This is a genomic window from Bacillus aquiflavi (assembly GCF_019915265.1).
Classification (GTDB): Bacteria; Bacillota; Bacilli; order Bacillales; family Cytobacillaceae; genus Bacillus_BT; species Bacillus_BT aquiflavi.
Genome location: NZ_CP082780.1, coordinates 790,616 through 810,669 on the forward strand (window position 1 = coordinate 790,616; position 20,054 = coordinate 810,669).

A 20,054-nucleotide genomic window follows, 5' to 3' on the forward strand; every position below is an offset into this window, starting at 1 on the left:
ATAAGTTTAACAATAAAACTTTCAAATTTGCAAAGGAAATTCATTTTTTTAAATAAAATTTTATAATGAATAACAAAAAATTGGGAAATATAAAAAGACAATGTTTAAACTAAGGAGGGAGAAAAAATCGGACAAAGCAGACAATTTCGGCCGGGGCAGAAAGCACCCAATAATGGAATATATGTTGAAATTGGTGAAACAGGAAGCATGGTGATGAATCCGAAAAAAGTAAAATTAACAGCAGGTGAATATTTTCCAGAAACGAGCAATGATGATCGCTATTGGACATATCAAAGAAAACCTTAAAAAAGAAAGCTATTCAGCGAATTTATAAGTCAATCATTATTTCCTAAAAGACTACATGAATACGCCTGTCTGTCAAGGCACGAAAGCACGAGGCGGAAGCGAACGGAAAACTTCCTACGAAAAGCAAGTAGCGAAGAACGTGAGCGCTTATTACCAGTCTAGCCATCCGATCGGATGGCTTTTACTTTTTTCGATTCATGAATCGAGCGTGAGATGATCTCAGAAGTGGAGACTTTACATATGGAAAAAATGACATATAATAAAGATAAAGGTCAAAGATAGTCAAATGATAGAGAGGGGGAATAAACATGGACTTTAACAAAATGACGGAAAAAATGCAAGCAGCTTTTATGAGCGCCCAATCGATTGCTGTTCGTTATCAACACCAAGAGGTTGATGTTGATCATCTGTTTTTAGCATTGGTAGAGCAAGAGGGAAATTTAGTCACGTCTATGATAGAAAGATTGAATCTTTCCGCAGATAGATTCGTAAATGTATTAACTCAATCATTAAAGAAAAAGCCACAAGTATCGGGTGCGGGGATTGAGCATGGGAAGCTGTATATTACAGCAAAATTACAGCGATTAATAGCAGCGGCTGAGATGGAGCTTAAACAATTTCAAGATGAGTATTTGTCGACTGAGCATGTACTGCTTGCACTTGTAAATAATCCGCGTGAATTTTCTATTGCTACATTTTTTACAGAACATGACGTTAATAAAGAAAGGTTATTAAAAATAGTCAAAGACATTAGGGGGAACCAAAGGGTGACAACGCAAAATCCTGAAGTGACGTATGAAGCCTTAAAAAAATATGGGCGAGATTTAGTTGCGGAAGTAAAAGCAGGAAAACTTGATCCTGTGATCGGAAGAGATAGTGAAATTAGGAACGTTATTCGAATATTATCAAGGAAAACAAAAAATAATCCTGTATTAATTGGTGAACCTGGAGTCGGTAAAACAGCAATAGTCGAAGGATTAGCGCAAAGAATTGTTCGTAAAGATGTTCCGGAAGGCTTAAAGGATAAAACGATTTTTGCTCTTGATATGAGTTCATTAATTGCCGGCGCAAAATTCCGTGGTGAATTTGAAGAGCGGTTAAAGGCTGTATTAAATGAAATTAAAAAAAGTGAAGGTAAAATATTACTTTTTATTGATGAAATTCATACAATTGTTGGTGCTGGTAAAACTGAGGGAGCAATGGATGCTGGAAATATGTTAAAGCCAATGCTTGCAAGAGGAGAACTTCATTGTATTGGTGCAACAACTCTGGATGAACATCGGAAATATATCGAAAAGGATCCTGCGCTTGAACGGAGATTTCAACAAGTACTTGTGCGTGAACCAGATGTTGAAGATACAATTTCTATTTTGCGTGGATTAAAGGAACGATTTGAAATCCATCATGGAGTGAAAATTCATGATCGAGCTTTAGTATCAGCAGTAACGTTATCAAATCGTTATATTACTGAACGCTTTTTACCTGATAAGGCGATTGATCTTGTCGATGAGGCTTGCGCGATGATTCGCACAGAAATTGATTCAATGCCGTCTGAATTAGATGAAGTAACGCGGCGAGTGATGCAGCTTGAAATTGAAGAGGCTGCATTAAGAAAAGAAACAGACGAGTTAAGTATAGAACGGCTACAAGTGCTACAAAAGGAACTTGCTGAGCTTCGAGATAATGCAAGCACAATGAAAGCGATATGGCAACTTGAAAAGGAAGGAATTCAGCAAGTTAGAGAAAAACGAGAACAACTTGAAAAATTACGTCGTGAATTAGAAACAGCAGAAAATGAATATGATTTAAATCGTGCCGCAGAACTTCGTCATGGAAGAATACCTGCTTTAAAAAAGGAATTAACTCAATTAGAGAATAAAATGAATCATCAACATAAAGAAAATCGGCTATTACGTGAAGAAGTAACAGAGGAAGAGATCGCTGATATTGTTGCTCGCTGGACGGGGATTCCAGTAACAAAGCTCATCGAAGGGGAACGAGAAAAACTATTGCGTTTAGAAAGTATATTGCAAGAACGTGTAATTGGACAACAGGAGGCAATCAAGCTTGTTTCAGATGCGGTTCTGCGTGCTAGAGCAGGGATAAAAGACCCTAATCGGCCAATCGGCTCCTTTATTTTTCTTGGACCGACAGGGGTAGGGAAAACGGAACTTGCTAAAACACTTGCGCAAGCTTTATTTGATAGCGAGGAACATATGATTCGGATCGATATGTCGGAATATATGGAAAAGCATTCTGTTTCAAGATTAATTGGTGCACCGCCAGGATATGTTGGCTATGAAGAAGGTGGCCAATTAACAGAAGCAGTGAGAAGAAATCCATACTCTGTCATTTTATTAGATGAAATCGAAAAAGCCCATCACGATGTATTTAATATTTTATTACAAATGCTTGATGATGGCAGAGTGACCGATTCTCAAGGACGAATCGTTGATTTTAAAAATACTGTTATTATTATGACATCAAATATCGGTTCAGATGATTTACTTGAATACGCAACAAATAATGAAACAATCGCTTTAACAACAAAAGAAAAAGTAATTTCACGTTTACAAAGACATTTTCGCCCAGAGTTTTTAAATAGAATTGACGAAATCATTTTATTTAAACCGTTAACACTAACAGACATAAAAGAAATCGTGATAAAATTAATGAAGGAATTGCAATCTAGACTTGAAGAAAAGCAAATTAAGCTAACGATTAGTGAAGAAGCGAAGGAAAATATCGCCAGAAATGGTTTTGATCCAGTATACGGTGCAAGACCTTTAAAACGCTATATTCAACGTAGTGTTGAGACAAAGCTAGCGAGGGCGATTATATCAGGGCAAGTGAGCAGTCTTAAGAAAGTAGAGATCATTTTGGAAAATGATCAATTGACTTTGCGAACATAAAGCACCTGTTTAGATAATGAAATTGGTCATATATAGTAAAAGCCCCCACTACAACATTCGGTGGGGGATTAACAGTCTTATAAGCCAGCTGGAACACTAACAATCAGTAGGAGCTAAAAAAAAACCCCCACTGATTGAAGTCATTTCCACAATCATTTTTCCAATTAATGAAGCCCTTCCTTTTCAGAAGGCCCATTCGGTAGTACAAGTGGAATGAAGAAAAGAATAAAACTTAATGCTATTCCTAAAATTGAACCTGATTTAAAATCATAGGCAACGTTTGACATTGAAGAAACAACATATGTTAACAAATGAGAAAGAAGAAATGTCCAGAAAAAGGTCCAAAAGAAATGCACTATTCTCACCTCTTGCTATTTAAAATCTTTTACTATCTTATCATACGGAAACAAAATAATAAATGAATTTTTATAAATTGTTGAAAACTATATGATAATAAGGCATATGTTAGGCAATACTCCATTCATTTTATGTGAAATATCATACATTATTAAGAATACATCAAAAAGGAGTTGCTAATATGGAGCACCGAAACTTCCAATTAGATACTGAGTGGAGCATGATCCACTACCCTGAGAAGCCGACTGGTTTCGGTATCCTAATCATTGGTGATGAACGGCATTTTGTTGATGAACATACAAGCTTTTGGATGCAAAACGAAGGGAAAATGGCAATTATTAATAAATTAAAAAAAGCAGGCTATACTATATTTTATTCGAATTTATATGGTAAAAATTGGGGTAATCAAAAAGCAGTCGATCTCGGAAAAAGACTTTATCAATATGTGATGCGCACTGAAATTTTAAATGAGAAAATTCATTTATTTGCTGAAGGAATGGGAGCACTAGTCGCTCTTGAGCTTATGAAAACGATGGAATCTAACATTCGCTCAGTTGTGCTTATAAACCCGATCTTATCTTTACAAAACCACTTGAAACAAGAGAAAGATCATAAATTTTTTTATAAAAAATTATTAGAGGAAATCTCTTTTTCATATAAAAAAGATCGGAAGGATATTGAAAAAGAACTGTTTGAAAAGACACATGAAACAACACTAAAAACTAAAATTCCAGTAAAAATGATTCAAATACTTTCTGGAAACAGGGCATATAGACAATCAGAGCTTTATCAGAAAATATTAAAAAACGATCATTCATCTATATCTATTTGTCTCATTTTACCAGAGAAAAACGAAATCATTGGAAAAAAAATAATTGATTTTTTCAAAAGTTATGAACAGGTTTTATAGTTTATTTTTTGAGCTATTATAATTGGCTTTGAATGTGCATACGATACATTACGAACATTCAGGGGGCGTTATAATGGACAAGGCGATTATCATTGGAACTTACGAGTTTCTTGGCTTTGGAATTTGTCATAAACTGCTGCATGAAGGGATAGAGGTTATTGGTGTTCATGATGAGACAATCAATAGTAATCAATTTTTAGAAGAAAAAAGGCTTGAAATCGGAAGAAATGCTAATTTCCAAGAAGTCGCACTAAATGATTTAATGCAATCGTCGACTCTTTTTAGTGAAAGTATTATATATATATCTTTTTATGATGCGTATATAAATCGTTTTCAAAAGAGAACACTATTTAATGCGATTAATAAATGGATAGAATATTCTCAAATAGATAAAGTAACATATTCTTTCCTATTACCGATACAATATTTAAAAGACGAGGAAATGAATCAATTTTTAAATGAAATAGAGTCTCTTCATTTGCAAAGTATAAGACAAATATTCTACTTGCCAACCATATATGGGCCGTGGCAGCCAGAAGTATTCCTTTTTCACCAAGGTCTAAAAAGGTCGGTGATTGCTAAGGAAAAACAAGGCTGGCATTTATCAGAACGAGAATATATTTTTGATGCCTTATACGTAGAAGATGTTGTAACAGCGATTATCAAAGAAAACGAGAAACGTAAATCATGCTCGCTTATATTAAAAAGCGAGTTAGAAGATAGCTGGTATAAATGCATCGAAGAAATATTTGCAGAGCATGATTGTTTCTTAAAAATAAAAAATAAGGAAAATAAGCAACAGCTTATTTTAGAAGAAAATATCGTTAAAATTGTAAAGCAAATGACTCCAATTACGATCGGAATAAGAAAACAAAGAGAACTGCTTGAACGAATGATGAACAGTATGATTTGAGAAAAGTGAAAATACTTCTTTTCAATCAACAAATCTAAGAGTAGAATAAAAGAGATTCTAGTATATCGCCTAAAACGATCGACATGGAGATGACAAAGACTTTTACCTAGGAAAAGGTAAAAAAGGAGATGTTTATGTTTAAAGTGTTGTTGCGTTTTGGGGGAATTGTTGTCTGCCTTGTTTTATTAGCTAGCTGCGGACAATCTAGTTCAAACGGAAAATTAAAAAAGGTTGGTCTGTTAGTTCCTGAAACGATAAATGATCAAGTGTGGGGAACAATGGGCTACAAAGGAATGCTGAAAATTCAATCGAAGTTTCATGTTGATGTATATTATAAAGAAGGAATACATTCTTTAGCAAGTGTAGAACGTGCCATAAAAGAATTTAATCAAAAAGGTGTAAATTTAATTTTTGGCCACGGAAATGAATTTGCAACATATTTTAACGAACTAGCGAACGATTACCCCCATATACATTTTGTTAGTTTTAATGGAGATGCTGATCTCCCAAATACGACAAGTTTAAATTTTGAAGCATATTCAATGGGCTTTTTCGGCGGAATGGTAGCAGCCCATACAACAAAAACGAATAAGATCGGGATGATTGCCGCCTATAAATGGCAGCCGGAAATTGCCGGCTTTTTAAAGGGGGCGTCCTTTGAAAATCAAGATGTGAATGTTAAAATTGAATATGTTAACGGTTGGGATGATGATGAAAAGGCTTTACAACTACTTAAGCACCTTCTTGATGCAGATGTTGATGTTGTATATCCAGCAGGAGACGGATTCAATGTTCCAATTATCGAGACGCTAAAGGAGAAAGGTTTATACGCCATTGGGTATGTGTCAGATCAATCTGATTTAGGAGAGTCTACAGTGCTTATTAGTACAGTTCAGCATGTTGATCTTCTTTATGAGCTTGTAGCAGAAAAGTTTAATCATGGTAAATTATCTAGTGGAACTTTAACTTTTGATTTTCAAGACGGAGTTATTTCGATGGGAGAATATAGCCCATTAATAGATGAAAAATTTCAAAAAAGATTGAACGAATATATAGACAATTATAAAAAAACAGGCAAGCTACCAAATGAATATAAATAGACAGCTGTCAAAAAAGCGACAGCTGTCTTATTTTTGTTTTAAAAACTTTTCAACAATAGGCGTTATTTTTTTAAAAAGAGGTTTGAAGCTTTCGACTGAATCCATTAATATTTCAACATTTTTCATTAATTCATCATAGTTCACATGGGCCATGAAATCTCCAAAAGAAGGTTTTTGTTTTTCGTGATCATCAATTATTTTCTCCTTAAAATGAGTGCCTTTTCCAGAAAACATGAGCCGGGTAAAATGGTCTTCATGCTTTTCGTCGTTAACTGTATCCATCTATGTCACCTCTTTCTCACGATCTTTAATATTAAAATATGAAATAGAAGTAAAAACGTATAGACATTTTTTTAAAAAACAAAAGGCGATTAAGATGTTGACATCTTTTCTCTACAATTCGGGAAATGATTTCATCTTAAAAATGAATAGGGATTTTATTACACAAATTTTATATTGAAAGAAATGAAAGATACTGCTAAAATTAGTACCAAGTCATAGTAATTGATTATATGTTTAGGTGATATAAATATATGGGTAATGTCATTTAAAATAAAATGGATAAAGGGGATGTTAACATGAATGCTGGAATTATCGGAATTGGTCGGTATTTACCTAAAAAAATTGTGACAAATAAAGATTTAGAAAAAATAATGGATACGTCAGATGAATGGATTAAAACAAGAACAGGAATCGAAGAAAGAAGAATTGCAGAGGATCACATTGATACGTCCCAGATGGCTTTTGAGGCAGCAGTGAAAGCTTTAGAAGATGCAAATATTTCCGCAGAGGAAATTGACTTAATTTTAGTAGCGACTGTAACGCCTGATCAGCCATTTCCAACAGTCTCCTGTATGTTGCAAGAAAAATTAGGAGCGAAAAAGGCAGCAGCAATGGATATAAGTGCGGCATGTTCCGGATTTATGTATGGGATGATTACAGCAAAACAGTTTATTGAATCGAACTCTTACAAGTACGTGTTAGTTATCGGCGCAGAAAAGTTATCAAAAATTACAAATTGGGAAGATAGAAATACTGCTGTTTTATTTAGTGATGGATCAGGTGCTGTAGTAATGGGTCCAGTTTCTGAAGGAAGAGGGATTCTTTCATTTGAATTAGGCTCAGATGGTTCAGGCGGTAAATACTTGTACCAAGATGAGTATGTTAAAATGAATGGGCGTGAAGTTTTTAAGTTTGCTGTACGCCAAATGGGGGAAAGCTGTATAAATGTCCTTGAAAAAGCAGGTCTTACAAAAACGGATGTAGACTTTTTAGTTCCTCACCAAGCAAATATTCGGATTATGGAATCTGCTAGACAGCGACTTGAATTACCTGAAGAAAAAATGGCGAAAACAATTCATAAATATGGAAATAATTCTTCTGCTTCTATCCCAATTGCAATTGTAGAAGAATTAGAAACTGGTAAAATAAAAGATGACGATTTAATTGTTATGGTAGGTTTTGGTGGCGGTTTAACTTGGGGAGCGATTGCAATTCGATGGGGGCGTTAACAAAACATTACAAATGACGAGAGAAAGATAAGGAGATGAATGAATCGTGAACAAGCGAAGGGTAGTCGTGACGGGAGTTGGGGCATTAACTCCCCTTGGAAATGATGCTGAAACATCTTGGAAAAATATTATTTCAGGGATTTCAGGAATCGGTCCGCTTACAAGAATTAATGCAGACGATTTTCCAGCAAAAGTTGCTGCTGAATTAAAGGATTTTAACCCTGAGATGTTTATTGAACGAAAAGATGCTAGAAAAATGGATCGATTTACGCAATATGCTGTAACTGCTGCACTTATGGCAGTACAAGATGCAAACTTAACGATTAATGAAACGAATGCACATCGTATCGGTGTATGGATTGGCTCAGGAATTGGAGGCATGGAAACATTTGAAAAACAATTTGAAACATTTCAAAAGCGTGGTTACCGAAGAGTCAGCCCATTTTTTGTCACGATGATGATTCCAGATATGGCAACTGGGCAAGTGTCAATTTTCCTTGGTGCAAAAGGAGTTAACTCATGTACAGTCACTGCGTGTGCAACAGGGACAAATTCAATTGGTGATGCTTTTAAAGTGATCCAACGCGGTGATGCGGATGTCATGATAACAGGGGGAAGCGAAGCTCCGATTACAAAAATGGCGGTAGCGGGTTTTTGTGCTAATACTGCGTTATCAACAAATCCCGATCCTAAAACAGCGAGCCGTCCTTTTGATAAAAATAGAAATGGGTTTGTCATGGGTGAAGGAGCCGGAATTCTTGTGTTAGAAGAGCTTGAACATGCTCTGTCAAGAGGAGCGAACATATATGCTGAAATCGTTGGTTATGGTTCGACTGGTGATGCATATCATATTACAGCACCAGCTCCAAATGGAGAAGGCGGTATGAGGGCAATGAAGCTTGCGATTGAAGATGGCGGTTTGAAACCAGAAGAGATTGATTATATTAATGCTCACGGAACAAGTACTGAGTACAATGATAAATATGAAACAGCAGCGATTAAAGAAGTGTTTGGTGAGCACGCTTACAAACTTGCTGTAAGTTCAACAAAATCAATGACTGGTCATTTACTCGGTGCAGGCGGGGGAGTAGAAGCGATATTTACAATTTTTGCGATTAGGGATAGCATCTTACCTCCAACAATTAATTATGAGACACCTGATCCAGAATGTGATCTTGATTACGTACCAAACAAAGCACGTAAGAAAGAAATAAATGCAGCAATTAGCAATTCACTAGGTTTTGGTGGGCATAATGCAACAATTACTTTAAAAAAATATATAAAATAATTCTTTTTCTGTGGCCGAACTATGAGCTTGTTCGGCTTATTTTTTTCTCACTTTTTCGGCACGTATTTCATAAACTATGAGAACATGCGTTGAAAAGAGGGGAGCTTTTATGGGAGTCGTGAGAACAGATCGCTGGCTTATCGAAGAAGGACTTTCACCAGAAAAAATGTGTAATAAATTAATGAAGCACTTTCCACATAGTAATGGCATCAAAATTTATCACCATCTTGTAAAACATGGAATGTACAAAAAACAAAAGATAACGAAAAGCTGGCTAATTAAATGGATGAAGTCTATTCAATGGAAAGAAATTAATAACGTGTTTCAAACATTACGAACGAGATGGAAAGGCAATGATATTCCAATTTATATTTTTCCAGTAGATGAAACAAATCAAAACATTAAAACAAGTTTAAGAGGGAAATCTGGGTTAGCATTTAAAGAAAAGCTATTTATATTTCTTCCGCTTGCCCCCAAAAAGCGAGAAATTCAGGCATTGATTATACACGAATACAATCATTCATGCCGTTTGCTCCATTTAAAACAAACGGAAAAAGACACTACTTTACTCGATACAATTGTAATGGAAGGATTAGCTGAAAGTGCAGTAAACGTAATGCTTGGAGAAGAATATGTTTCGGAATGGACCCGTTATTATGATCAAAATGAAGCAATATTTTTTTACAAACGTTTTATAAAACCATATCTTCATGTTAAACATTTTGAACGGAAGGCGAATCAATTATTGTACGGTAAAGGTTTTTTGCCGAAAATGCTCGGTTATAATGTTGGTTACCATATCGTTCAAGATTTTCTTAAAAGAAATAAAGATATAACAATTGATGACTTAATTAAAATTGATAGTCATAAAATAATAGCAGGAGCTATATCTTTTCATTAAAAAACGGATGATTTTATCATGATCTGTTTTTTACTTGAAATAGTTCGACTATTCTGTAAAATAAAATATACACATTCATTTAAAATTTTAGGTTGCTATTTAAGATATACCATTATATTGTGAATATAAGTATGACCTCTGACATCAAAATGATGATCTCCATGAAATTAACAGCATGTTTGCACATCCGACTACGTATCTATAAAGTAAACCTACGATCAGAGCGATTTAATTAACATTTTAATGTTAAACAAAAACTTCGTATTTTTTGAAAAATTCACTACTTTAATATAAGAATTATTTTCAGTTTTCTCAATAAATAGTTATATTAACAAATAAATTTTATTTTTAAAAGAATATGAATCTATTCTTTTACTTTAAGCCTTTTCTAGGGTAAAGCGCAAAAAAAATAGGAAATTAAGATAATTTTTATCAAAATTACTTGAACATGTAAGACTTTTGTAATACTATACAAACAAATGAATTATAAGATAATTCTATATTGAAAATTAATTGTTAGTTTTTTATTTATTTTAAGTTATTTGTTTTTTCAATAGATTAAGTTATTTTATTAGAGATTTTCGGAGGTCATATGAATGACAGCATTGCTAGAAGTAAAGAATTTAAAAACATATTTTAAGAAAAAAAAATTAGATATTCCTGCAGTTGATGGGGTTGATTTAACAATTAACAAAGGCGAAACAGTTGCATTAGTCGGCGAGTCCGGTTCTGGGAAAAGTATTACATCTCTATCAATTATGCGATTGATTCCTAGTCCCCCTGGCAAAATTGTTGCTGGTGAAATTAATTTTGCTGGTCAAGATCTTGTTAAGCTATCTGAAGATGAGATGTGTAAAATTCGTGGAAATGATATATCGATGATTTTCCAAGAACCAATGACTTCATTAAACCCTGTTTTGACAATTGGTGAACAAATTACGGAAGTATTAATATATCAACAAAAAATGACGAAAAGTGCTGCATCGAAAAGAGCGATCGAAATGTTAGAAATGGTTGGATTCTCGCGGGCAGCGGAAATTATGAATGAGTATCCGCACCGTCTTTCTGGAGGGATGAGACAGAGAGTGATGATTGCTATGGCAATGAGTTGTAATCCGAAACTCCTAATCGCGGATGAGCCAACTACAGCCCTTGATGTAACAATTCAAGCACAAATTCTAGACTTAATGAAAGAAGTGAGTAAAAAGTATAATACATCGATACTGATTATTACTCACGATCTAGTAGTAGTGTCCGAAGTTGCGGAACGGGTAGTTGTGATGTATTGCGGTCAAGTTGTCGAAGAAGCGAAAGTAGATGATTTATTTGAAGATCCGAAGCATCCATACACGATTGGATTAATGGGATCAATCCCATCAATTGAGGGAGATTCAGAAAGATTGCAATCAATTGACGGAAATGTACCGCCGCCTGAACATTTTCCTAAAGGGTGTCGTTTTGCTCCACGCTGTCCTCATGCATTTGAACGATGTTCTATGGAAATGCCGCAGCTAAAGACTGTAAACGGAAACAGGACAGTTCGCTGCTTTTTACATGAAAATGAGGAGGCAAATTGATGAAGGCAACAACAGTGAGAACTTCAGAACAATTAAAACAAAAAAATGACGATTACATATTAGAGGTAAAAAATTTACAAAAATATTTTCCGATAAAAGCAGGTTTATTACAACGAACGGTTGGACATATTAAAGCAGTTGATGGACTAAGCTTTAAAGTAAAGAAAGGTGAAACGCTCGGATTAGTTGGAGAATCAGGGTGCGGAAAGTCAACGACAGGGCGCACGCTGATCCGCCTTTATGAACCAACGAACGGTGAAATCATATTTAAAGGAAAAAACATTGAAAAAATGTCTGAAAGCGAGCTGCGCCGCTCAGTCCGAAAAGATATTCAAATGGTTTTTCAAGATCCGTATGCATCACTTAATCCGCGCAAAACATTAAAATCAATTTTAAGCGAGCCAATGATCACACATAACCTTTACGATCGAAAAGAACGGGAAGAGAAGCTCCATGAGCTTCTCGAAAGGGTCGGTTTTAACCCATTGTTTATAAACCGTTATCCTCATGAGTTTTCAGGTGGGCAGCGCCAGCGGATTGGAATTGCGCGGGCATTAACGTTAAGTCCCGACTTAATTATTGCTGATGAGCCAGTCTCAGCACTTGACGTATCGATCCAAGCTCAAATTATTAACTTAATGAAAGATTTGCAAGATGAATTTGGCTTAACATATATTTTTATTTCCCACGATTTAAGCGTTGTGAGACATATTAGCGATCGGGTAGGCGTCATGTATTTAGGAAAAATGATGGAGCTTGCTAGTAAAAAAGATTTGTATGATGAGCCGCTTCATCCATATACACAAGCGCTTATGTCTGCTGTTCCTGTTCCGAAGCGGAAAGGGGCAGAGAAACGCGAAAGAATTATGTTAAAGGGAGAATTGCCAAGCCCTGCTAATCCGCCAAAGGGCTGTGTTTTCCATACCCGCTGCCCAGCAGCAACAGAACAATGCCGAGAGCGGAGTCCAGAGTTTAAAGAAATTAAAAAAGAACACTACGTTGCTTGTCATTTATATTAACTATAAATTGACAATAACCTTGAAAGGGGGCGGTATGCGAAAAAGTCGTTCTCTATTTATTAGAAAATATAAAACACGAAAACTATTATAGGGGGGAAAATTAATGAAAAAACCAGCATGGTTATTATTAAGCTTAATGCTTGTCCTATCAATGTTTTTAGCTGCATGTTCAGGTGACAAAGCAAGCAAAGAAGATAAGCAGACAGGAGACAAGAAGGAAGAAAAAAGCGGCGAGCCGCAATACGGTGGCGACTTAATTGTTGGGTCAACAGGAGCACCGACAAAGTTTAATCCGTTATATTCTACTGATGCATCAAGCAGTGATATTGAAGATCTTATTTTTGATACTTTAATTCAGTCTAATTTAAAGTATGAGCCTACAACAGAAGGCGGCTTAGCTGAAAGCATTGAAGAATCTGAAGATGGACTTACTTACACAGTAAAAATTACTGATAAGGCGAAATTCCACGACGGTGAGCCATTAACAGCTGATGATGTTGTCTTTACTTATAGCATTCCTTTAAGTGATGAGTACAATGGCCAACGCGGAAATTATTTTGAATCATTAGAAAAGGTTGAAAAAGTTGATGACTATACGATTAAATTTACATTAAATCAACCTGATGCCCAATTTTCATTTATTACATTTGCAAGCTACGGTATTTTACCAGAGCATATTTTAGGTGATGTGCCAATCGCTGATTTAGAAACTCACGAATTTAATACGAAAAACCCAATCGGATCTGGTCCATTTAAGTTTGTTGAATGGAAAGACGGTGAATACGTAAAAGTAGAAGCGTTTGAAGATTATTGGGACGGACGTCCATATTTAGATACACTTACGTATAAAATTGTTCCGGATGCGAACGCAATGCTTGCTCAATTACAAAACCGAGAAGTTGACTATTGGCCAGCAGTTACTCCAGCGGATGTACCAGCTGTAGAAATTTTTGCAGATGCGTCAAGTTTAAAGCTTGAAGAAGGTTTAGCGTTTTCATACACATACTTTGCACCAAACATACGAAATGAATTGTTTAAAGACAAAAAAGTTCGTCAAGCAATTACACATGCAATTAATCGTCAAGAAATCGTCGATGTAGTAATGGAAGGCCGCGGGGAAGTTGCACACGTACCCGAAACGCCTTTAAGCTGGGCATATAATCCGGATGTACCGAAATTCGATTTTGATCCAAAAAAAGCTAAGAAAATGTTAGAAGAAGCAGGTTGGAAACCAGGTGCAGACGGTATTCTTGAAAAAGATGGCAAGAAATTCTCATTTGAAATTAAAACGAATAAAGGAAACTCAGTTCGTGAAGATATTGTCGTTATTTTACAAAAACAGTTAAAAGAAGTTGGGATCGAAGCAAAGCCTCAAGTAATGGAATTTAGTGCACTAATTAATGATATTAATCCGCCTAACTGGAACTTTGATGCAATTGTCTTAGGCTGGAGCTTAGGATTAGATCCTGATCCGAGCGGTATTTTCCATACAAAATGGATTGAGGCAGGAAACAACTTTATTGCGTATTCAAATCCTGATTTGGATAAATTAATGGAAGAACAATTGAAAGAGTTAGATAAAGAAAAACGAAAAAAAATGCTTGGAGAAATTCAACAAAAACTTGCTGAAGACCAGCCATACAGTTTCCTATACTATCCGATGGAATATCGTGCGATGCCGGCAAACTTACATGGCTACGAGTTCCATGCGAAAAAACAATTATATAATGCGCATAAATGGTGGTTAGAGCAAGAGAAAAAATAATATCGGATGATTTTTAATAAGTGAAATAGGGGACTGGTTTGGCCTTTCCCCTATTTTTCTGAGGCTATTTATAAGTCATTAGAATAGAAAACTCTACTAGTTATCGCTATAACATATAACTTAGTATTCAAAATAAATATCAAAAAATTGCTTAGAAGGAGAATAGGCGATGGTCTCATACATTATTAGACGCACATTGATGGCTATTCCCTTATTAATAGGAATTACCATAATATCATTTGCGATTATGAAGGCAGCTCCCGGCGGCCCGGCATCAATGTTAATGGATCCAACGATGAAGCCAGAAGACAAAATAAAGTTTGAAGAAAAATATGGATTAAATGATCCAATTCATATTCAATATTTTAAATGGTTAGGCAGTATGGCGAAAGGTGACTTTGGTACATCACTATTAAGACAAGGTGTCCCTGTTAGTGAAATGATTATGAATCGTTTACCGAATACACTATTATTAATGATTACTTCTACTTTTCTAGCGATTATTATCGCAATCCCTTTTGGAATTATTTCTGCCATGCGGCCTTATTCACCGTTAGATTATACAACAACAGTAGGCTCTTTTTTAGGTGTAGCGATACCAAACTTTTGGTTTGGATTAATGTTGATTATGTTTTTATCAGTTAAGTTAGGCTGGTTTCCCGCAGGTGGAGTGGCAACTCTAAATGCGCCCTTTAGTATTTGGGACAGGATTCACCATTTAATCTTACCGGCTTTTGTTCTTGCAACAGCAGATATGGCGGCCTTAACACGTTACACTAGATCAAGCATGATCGACGTACTAAAGCAAGATTATATTAGAACGGCAAAATCTAAAGGCTTTAAAGAAAGAACGGTTGTAATGAAACACGGCTTACGAAACGGATTAATTCCGATTATTACGATTTTCGGATTAATGCTGCCGTCATTTATCGGTGGAGCGGCGATTACCGAAAAAGTATTTTCATGGCCTGGGATCGGCAGTCTATTTATAGATTCAGCGTTTCAGCGGGACTATCCGGTCATTATGGCTCTAACAGTTATTACTGGTGCATTAGTCGTAATCGGAAATTTACTAGCGGATATATTATATGCAATTTTTGATCCGCGTATCGAGTATTAAGGGGGGTTAGCAATGACACAAACAAATCCAGAAATCACTCAAGAGGATATACAAATTAACCCCAATTTAAAAGAAAAACCAGATACGCTAACAAAAATCTTTTTGCGTAAGTTTTTTAAAAATAAATTAGCTGTCATTGGGGCTTTATTCCTCATTCTTGTTGTATTATCTGCCTTATTAGCTCCTGTTATTGCTCCTTATTCATTCGAAGAGCAAAATTTAGCAGACAAGCTGAAACCGCCAAGTGAGGAATATTTTTTAGGAACTGACCGTTTCGGCCGTGATATTTTAACCCGTCTTCTTTATGGAGGAAGAATATCACTTTTAGTAGGTTTTGGCTCGGTCATAGGGGCGATCGTTATCGGAATAACGGTGGGCGCATTAGCTGGATATTATGGTGGGATCATCGATTCAATTTTAATGCGTTTCGTTGATATTATTATTTCAATTCCGAGTATATTCTTATTAATTACGATTGTAACTGTCTTTAAACCGAGTGTTACTAATTTAATTATTGTGTTTGCTCTTATAAGTTGGACAGGTACTGCAAGGCTTGTCAGGGGAGAATTTTTGTCACTGAGGTCGAGAGAATTTGTGTTAGCATCTAAAACAATTGGTACAAGATCATATAAAATTATCTTTAGTCATATTTTACCGAATGCGCTGGGACCAATTATCGTTTCGGCTACACTTCTTGTCGGTTCAGTCATTTTATCTGAGGCTGGTTTAAGTTACTTAGGACTAGGTATCCAGCCACCAACTCCAAGCTGGGGGAACATGTTGCAAGATGCACAAAACTATACAGTCATGTCAACAGCACCGTGGTACCCATTTTTCCCGGGATTGCTTATTTTATTAACAGTTTTATCGTTTAACTTTGTTGGTGATGGATTACGGGATGCATTAGACCCTAAAGCACTTGATTAAATGTGAAAAAAGCCAAGTAAATTCTTGGCTTTTTGAGTTTGGAGATAAATCAAACGCACTTAAACTGTTTGCAACGTTTGTCAGTCCAAGTGCAACCGCATAAGACGGAAGCGAATAGAAATAGTCATTCATGAATTTGTCTGTCGACAGTCTGAAGGCCGAGGAAGGAATCCTTGGCTTTTTTTGCTTTATTTTTGAAGAAAACAGACATGTTATTGTGAAAGTGCGCATAAAATATGGACAAGGTATCATTCGTTCAACTAACAACTAGTGAAAACATTTATCAAAAAATTCATTTTATATATGTTAGGATGAATGGAAATGTTTCGGTTATTTTTTTTCTTAATTGGATATGGATTAGCAGTTATCGGCGGAATTCATGTAATTATACATTTAAATTTAATCCCGATAGGATATAGTTTGACTGAATATATATTATTTATTGGATCTCGACCAGAATGTATCGCCTTACCTGTAGGATTATTGATCATCTGGGCAAGTATTTTTGTAAATAACAAAAAATAAATGTATATACTGCCAAATTTGTACTCCTAATGGAATAAATTTGCTTGCAACTGCCTATACTGTTTGTTAACAGACAGTTGTGAAGTGAGGGGTTGAAATGCTGTACTTACATGACGTATGGGTAAATTGGTTTGAAGGAGAAGAAAATGGCTATAACATATGCCACTTTCATGAATGGAGAAAGGATGACGGTGTTGAATTACTAGACCAAGTTCCGTTATTAAAAATTCATTCAAGTTTATTCAATTATATTGAAAACAACCTTTCCGAACTGCCACAGCAGTTACTAAATGACATTTATAAAAAGGCTTTTTTACGAAAAAACCATGAACGAATTCAGCTAGAGTATTGTGTTGTTGTGTCGGACGGAGCAGGTATACTGGCAGTCGATACAATCGGGTACAACATCCCGATTCGAAAAAGCAGACTCATTCCAAGACAGGAACAACTTGTATATGAAATGTTAGAAAATCAAGAAACCATCGACTACGGCAACAAGTTTAAAAATGAAAAGAAGAGTCATCATATTTTATCGCCTGAACCTGAATTAATGAACGGATTAACAAGAAAAGAGCGACAGTTAAAACAATTGCTATTTATGGCATTAGATCAGCTTTATTCATCTAAAAATGTCGCAGAAGTAAGGTACTGGTATACAGAATGGTGTCCAGTACGATATGCTGATATTCAACAGTTGTCTTTTGAAGAAGCTTGGGAACAGCTGCTAGCGGAAACAAGAGAGGGTTGGACAAGCAGGCATATTCATTTTTGTGAAAATATCATTAAAGGACAACCGTTTTTTGAGAAGCTTTGGGAAATTGAAAATGGTTCGAAGGTAAATGAGGGGAGCTGACATATTAGTCAGCTCCTCAGCCTGTTGACAAACGCTCGCAATCATCGTTACTTGCACTTCGTTGTAAGCTCATGAACTCCTGTTCTATTCGCTTCCGCCTCGTGCTTCGTGCCTTGACTGACAAGCGTTTTCAAATAGCCTGAGGGTATTTGCTTAGATATTGCTGCGCTCCTTATCCTGTTGATAAACAAACTCATGAACGACAAGTTTTATCGCTTCTTCTTCGTGCTTGGCATTTAGATTGGCAAGAACAAACGAAGGTAGGCAAAAACGAAAAGGGTTGAGCCCTGCATAAACAGGATTCAATCCCTATTTTTGTTAGTCTTATTATATAGTTGTTAACGGCGTTTTCGTCCTAATCCCATAGCGTTTTCCATTTTTTTAAGCATTTTATTCGCAACTTTTGCTGCTTTTTCCGCTCCTTCATCTAAAATATCATCTAATTTACTTGATTCCATTAAATCATAATATTTTGTTTGGATAGGAGCTAATGCTTGAACAACAACATCCGCTAAATCTGTTTTAAATTGTCCATATCCTTTTCCCTCATATTGTTTTTCTAAATCTTCAATTGGTGTGTTGCTAAGAATAGAATAAATTGATAGCAAGTTTGAAATTCCTGGCTTATGATTAACATCATACTTTACAATACCTTCTGAATCGGTTATTGCACTTTTTATTTTCTTTTCAATTTGTTTTGGATCATCAAGAAGTGTGATCACCCCTTTAGGATTCGGATCAGATTTACTCTTTTTTTTCGTAGGTGTTTGCAGTGACATAATCCGAGCGCCCACTTTTGGAAGGCGAATTTCTGGAATTGTAAAAATATCATTATATTTTTTGTTAAAGCGCTCTGCTAAATCTCTCGTTAATTCAAGATGTTGTTTTTGATCTTCACCTACAGGAACAAGGTCTGTATTGTACAGTAATATATCAGCGGCCATTAACGGCGGATATGTGAGCAATCCAGCAGAGATCGTGTCCTTTCCTGCCGATTTGTCTTTAAATTGTGTCATTCGTTCAAGTTCGCCAATATAAGAAATACATTGCATCATCCAAGCAGCTTGAGCATGTGCAGGTACTTCCGATTGAATAAAAAGCGTCGCTGCATTTGGATCGATCCCTACAGCTAAATAGAGGGCTGCTAATCCACGCGTATTTTTCCGCAATACGAGACGATCTTGCGGAACAGTGATTGCATGCTGATCAACAATACAAAAATAACAATTATATTCATGCTGTAATTCAGTAAACTGTTTCATTGCTCCGATATAGTTGCCGAGTGTTATCGTTCCACTTGGCTGGATTCCAGAGAATATCGTTTTCATAGTCATTTCCTCCTTAAAAATGAAAAACCACTCATCCACAAAAAATAGGGACGAATGGTTCGCGGTGCCACCCTAATTACTCACAAGAGTCACTTATTACTAACTATATATTAAAGTTAGAGCCTCTGTAACGTAAGGATAACGCTAGAAGATAATTTGATTCATCATAACCATTTCCCTTCTAGGGCTAGAAAGTCCATTCCACTCGCCCTGAATATCTGCTTTCACCAGCCGCAAGACTCTCTAAAACTCAAAACGAATGTACTATTCTTTCTTTAACGCCATTAGAAAAAGATCATTTAGTTTATAAATAAAATATAATAAAAAACATGTAAAAGCAAGGGTTTTAAAAATCAAATGTTTACATTTGTAATAAAAACTAAATAAATGGATTTAATTAAATTAAATTACAATACTAGAAAAACAAAACCTTTTATTTTTAGTAAAAAATTGTTATATTATTATAAGCAGTTAAACTAAGAAAAAGAATTAAAAGCCCCTTCTAAATAAGTTGTTTTTGTTTATAATTTCAGAAAAATTCTTATAAAAAATATATTTATTTAAATAATAATCGTGCTTGCAATAAATTTTTAAAATATTTATAATAAGTTTTACAAACGGACTATTAAAATTCTGTCATTATTGTTGTCAAAGTAGCTGTACAATATAAACTAGTGAATATAAATTTTGACCATACTGAATAAAAATTAAATTTGCTTATTCATTTAAAATTAACTGATTA

The 20,054-nt window shown here is 35.3% G+C and carries 18 protein-coding genes and 1 other annotated feature; of the genes, 15 read left to right on the forward strand and 3 right to left on the reverse strand.

Annotated elements, in window-relative coordinates; genetic code table 11:
• The first annotated feature begins 126 nt into the window (after positions 1-126).
• Together K6959_RS04015 and clpB are read left to right on the forward strand one after the other, a co-directional pair.
• Entirely contained in the window at positions 127-306 is a 180-nt protein-coding gene (locus tag K6959_RS04015; protein WP_163240685.1) for a YjzC family protein, read from the forward strand.
• A gap of 308 nt (positions 307-614) precedes the next feature.
• The gene (clpB, locus tag K6959_RS04020; protein WP_163240632.1) at positions 615-3,218 is read left to right on the forward strand and encodes an ATP-dependent chaperone ClpB; all 2,604 of its coding nucleotides are present in this window, start codon (positions 615-617) and stop codon (positions 3,216-3,218) included.
• Between the two features lie 164 nt (positions 3,219-3,382).
• Here the strand turns inward: clpB and K6959_RS04025 are convergent, their stop codons facing one another.
• Positions 3,383-3,574, reverse strand: coding sequence for a DUF2929 family protein (locus K6959_RS04025; protein ID WP_163240630.1), 192 nt, complete (start codon positions 3,572-3,574; stop codon positions 3,383-3,385).
• Positions 3,575-3,756: 182 nt separating this feature from the next.
• Between K6959_RS04025 and K6959_RS04030 the strand changes: the two genes are divergently transcribed.
• The 3 genes from K6959_RS04030 to K6959_RS04040 all read left to right on the forward strand — a co-directional run bounded on the left by K6959_RS04030 (position 3,757) and on the right by K6959_RS04040 (position 6,498).
• A complete protein-coding gene (locus tag K6959_RS04030) occupies positions 3,757-4,485 on the forward strand; it encodes a lipase family protein (protein ID WP_163240628.1) in 729 nt (242 codons plus the stop codon).
• A 73-nt stretch (positions 4,486-4,558) separates the two neighbouring features.
• Entirely contained in the window at positions 4,559-5,398 is an 840-nt protein-coding gene (locus tag K6959_RS04035) for a hypothetical protein (protein ID WP_163240626.1), read from the forward strand.
• Positions 5,399-5,541: 143 nt separating this feature from the next.
• A complete protein-coding gene (locus K6959_RS04040; protein ID WP_445082431.1) occupies positions 5,542-6,498 on the forward strand; it encodes a BMP family ABC transporter substrate-binding protein in 957 nt (318 codons plus the stop codon).
• A gap of 27 nt (positions 6,499-6,525) precedes the next feature.
• Here the strand turns inward: K6959_RS04040 and K6959_RS04045 are convergent, their stop codons facing one another.
• Positions 6,526-6,780 carry a hypothetical protein gene (locus tag K6959_RS04045; RefSeq protein ID WP_163240622.1) on the reverse strand — a complete coding sequence of 85 codons (255 nt, stop codon included), beginning with the start codon at positions 6,778-6,780 and terminating at the stop codon, positions 6,526-6,528.
• Between the two features lie 296 nt (positions 6,781-7,076).
• Here K6959_RS04045 and K6959_RS04050 point away from each other — a divergent pair, with 296 nt between their 5' ends.
• The 10 genes from K6959_RS04050 to K6959_RS04095 all read left to right on the forward strand — a co-directional run bounded on the left by K6959_RS04050 (position 7,077) and on the right by K6959_RS04095 (position 17,984).
• Positions 7,077-8,009 (forward strand): beta-ketoacyl-ACP synthase III, encoded by a 933-nt coding sequence (locus K6959_RS04050; RefSeq protein WP_163240620.1) that lies wholly within the window; start codon positions 7,077-7,079, stop codon positions 8,007-8,009.
• A 46-nt stretch (positions 8,010-8,055) separates the two neighbouring features.
• Positions 8,056-9,297, forward strand: a complete 1,242-nt coding sequence (fabF, locus tag K6959_RS04055) for a beta-ketoacyl-ACP synthase II (protein WP_223087706.1) — start codon at positions 8,056-8,058, stop codon at positions 9,295-9,297.
• A gap of 109 nt (positions 9,298-9,406) precedes the next feature.
• A complete protein-coding gene (locus tag K6959_RS04060; protein WP_163240616.1) occupies positions 9,407-10,198 on the forward strand; it encodes a DUF2268 domain-containing putative Zn-dependent protease in 792 nt (263 codons plus the stop codon).
• A 596-nt stretch (positions 10,199-10,794) separates the two neighbouring features.
• Positions 10,795-11,775, forward strand: a complete 981-nt coding sequence (locus tag K6959_RS04065; protein WP_223087707.1) for an ABC transporter ATP-binding protein — start codon at positions 10,795-10,797, stop codon at positions 11,773-11,775.
• Complete coding sequence (locus K6959_RS04070) at positions 11,775-12,794, forward strand: ABC transporter ATP-binding protein (protein ID WP_163240613.1); 1,020 nt, start codon at positions 11,775-11,777, stop codon at positions 12,792-12,794. The genes K6959_RS04065 and K6959_RS04070 overlap by 1 nt, the downstream gene beginning before the upstream one ends.
• Before the next feature lie 103 nt (positions 12,795-12,897).
• A complete protein-coding gene (locus tag K6959_RS04075; RefSeq protein WP_223087709.1) occupies positions 12,898-14,559 on the forward strand; it encodes a peptide-binding protein in 1,662 nt (553 codons plus the stop codon).
• A gap of 169 nt (positions 14,560-14,728) precedes the next feature.
• A complete protein-coding gene (locus K6959_RS04080; protein ID WP_163240609.1) occupies positions 14,729-15,679 on the forward strand; it encodes an ABC transporter permease in 951 nt (316 codons plus the stop codon).
• Positions 15,680-15,691: 12 nt separating this feature from the next.
• Positions 15,692-16,606: an oligopeptide ABC transporter permease gene (gene opp4C / locus K6959_RS04085; RefSeq protein ID WP_163240607.1), complete on the forward strand. Its 915-nt coding sequence runs from the start codon at positions 15,692-15,694 to the stop codon at positions 16,604-16,606.
• 321 nt (positions 16,607-16,927) lie between these two features.
• Complete coding sequence (locus K6959_RS04090) at positions 16,928-17,131, forward strand: YuzI family membrane protein (RefSeq protein ID WP_163240605.1); 204 nt, start codon at positions 16,928-16,930, stop codon at positions 17,129-17,131.
• Between the two features lie 97 nt (positions 17,132-17,228).
• The gene (locus K6959_RS04095; protein WP_223087711.1) at positions 17,229-17,984 is read left to right on the forward strand and encodes a YjbA family protein; all 756 of its coding nucleotides are present in this window, start codon (positions 17,229-17,231) and stop codon (positions 17,982-17,984) included.
• Positions 17,985-18,322: 338 nt separating this feature from the next.
• Here K6959_RS04095 and trpS read toward each other — a convergent pair whose 3' ends face one another.
• A complete protein-coding gene (trpS, locus tag K6959_RS04100; protein WP_223087712.1) occupies positions 18,323-19,312 on the reverse strand; it encodes a tryptophan--tRNA ligase in 990 nt (329 codons plus the stop codon).
• 43 nt (positions 19,313-19,355) lie between these two features.
• Positions 19,356-19,600: a binding site (T-box leader), on the reverse strand.
• Positions 19,601-20,054: the final 454 nt, after the last annotated feature.

Excerpts from the sequence above, each read along its gene's own strand:
- clpB (WP_163240632.1), top strand. The coding sequence starts at position 615 with ATGGACTTTAACAAAATGACGGAAAAAATGCAAGCAGCTTTTATGAGC.
- K6959_RS04030 (WP_163240628.1), top strand. The coding sequence starts at position 3,757 with ATGGAGCACCGAAACTTCCAATTAGATACTGAGTGGAGCATGATCCAC.
- K6959_RS04035 (WP_163240626.1), top strand. The coding sequence starts at position 4,559 with ATGGACAAGGCGATTATCATTGGAACTTACGAGTTTCTTGGCTTTGGA.
- K6959_RS04045 (WP_163240622.1), bottom strand. The coding sequence starts at position 6,780 with ATGGATACAGTTAACGACGAAAAGCATGAAGACCATTTTACCCGGCTC.
- K6959_RS04050 (WP_163240620.1), top strand. The coding sequence starts at position 7,077 with ATGAATGCTGGAATTATCGGAATTGGTCGGTATTTACCTAAAAAAATT.
- K6959_RS04060 (WP_163240616.1), top strand. The coding sequence starts at position 9,407 with ATGGGAGTCGTGAGAACAGATCGCTGGCTTATCGAAGAAGGACTTTCA.
- K6959_RS04065 (WP_223087707.1), top strand. The coding sequence starts at position 10,795 with ATGACAGCATTGCTAGAAGTAAAGAATTTAAAAACATATTTTAAGAAA.
- K6959_RS04070 (WP_163240613.1), top strand. The coding sequence starts at position 11,775 with ATGAAGGCAACAACAGTGAGAACTTCAGAACAATTAAAACAAAAAAAT.
- K6959_RS04075 (WP_223087709.1), top strand. The coding sequence starts at position 12,898 with ATGAAAAAACCAGCATGGTTATTATTAAGCTTAATGCTTGTCCTATCA.
- K6959_RS04080 (WP_163240609.1), top strand. The coding sequence starts at position 14,729 with ATGGTCTCATACATTATTAGACGCACATTGATGGCTATTCCCTTATTA.
- opp4C (WP_163240607.1), top strand. The coding sequence starts at position 15,692 with ATGACACAAACAAATCCAGAAATCACTCAAGAGGATATACAAATTAAC.
- K6959_RS04090 (WP_163240605.1), top strand. The coding sequence starts at position 16,928 with ATGTTTCGGTTATTTTTTTTCTTAATTGGATATGGATTAGCAGTTATC.
- K6959_RS04095 (WP_223087711.1), top strand. The coding sequence starts at position 17,229 with ATGCTGTACTTACATGACGTATGGGTAAATTGGTTTGAAGGAGAAGAA.
- trpS (WP_223087712.1), bottom strand. The coding sequence starts at position 19,312 with ATGAAAACGATATTCTCTGGAATCCAGCCAAGTGGAACGATAACACTC.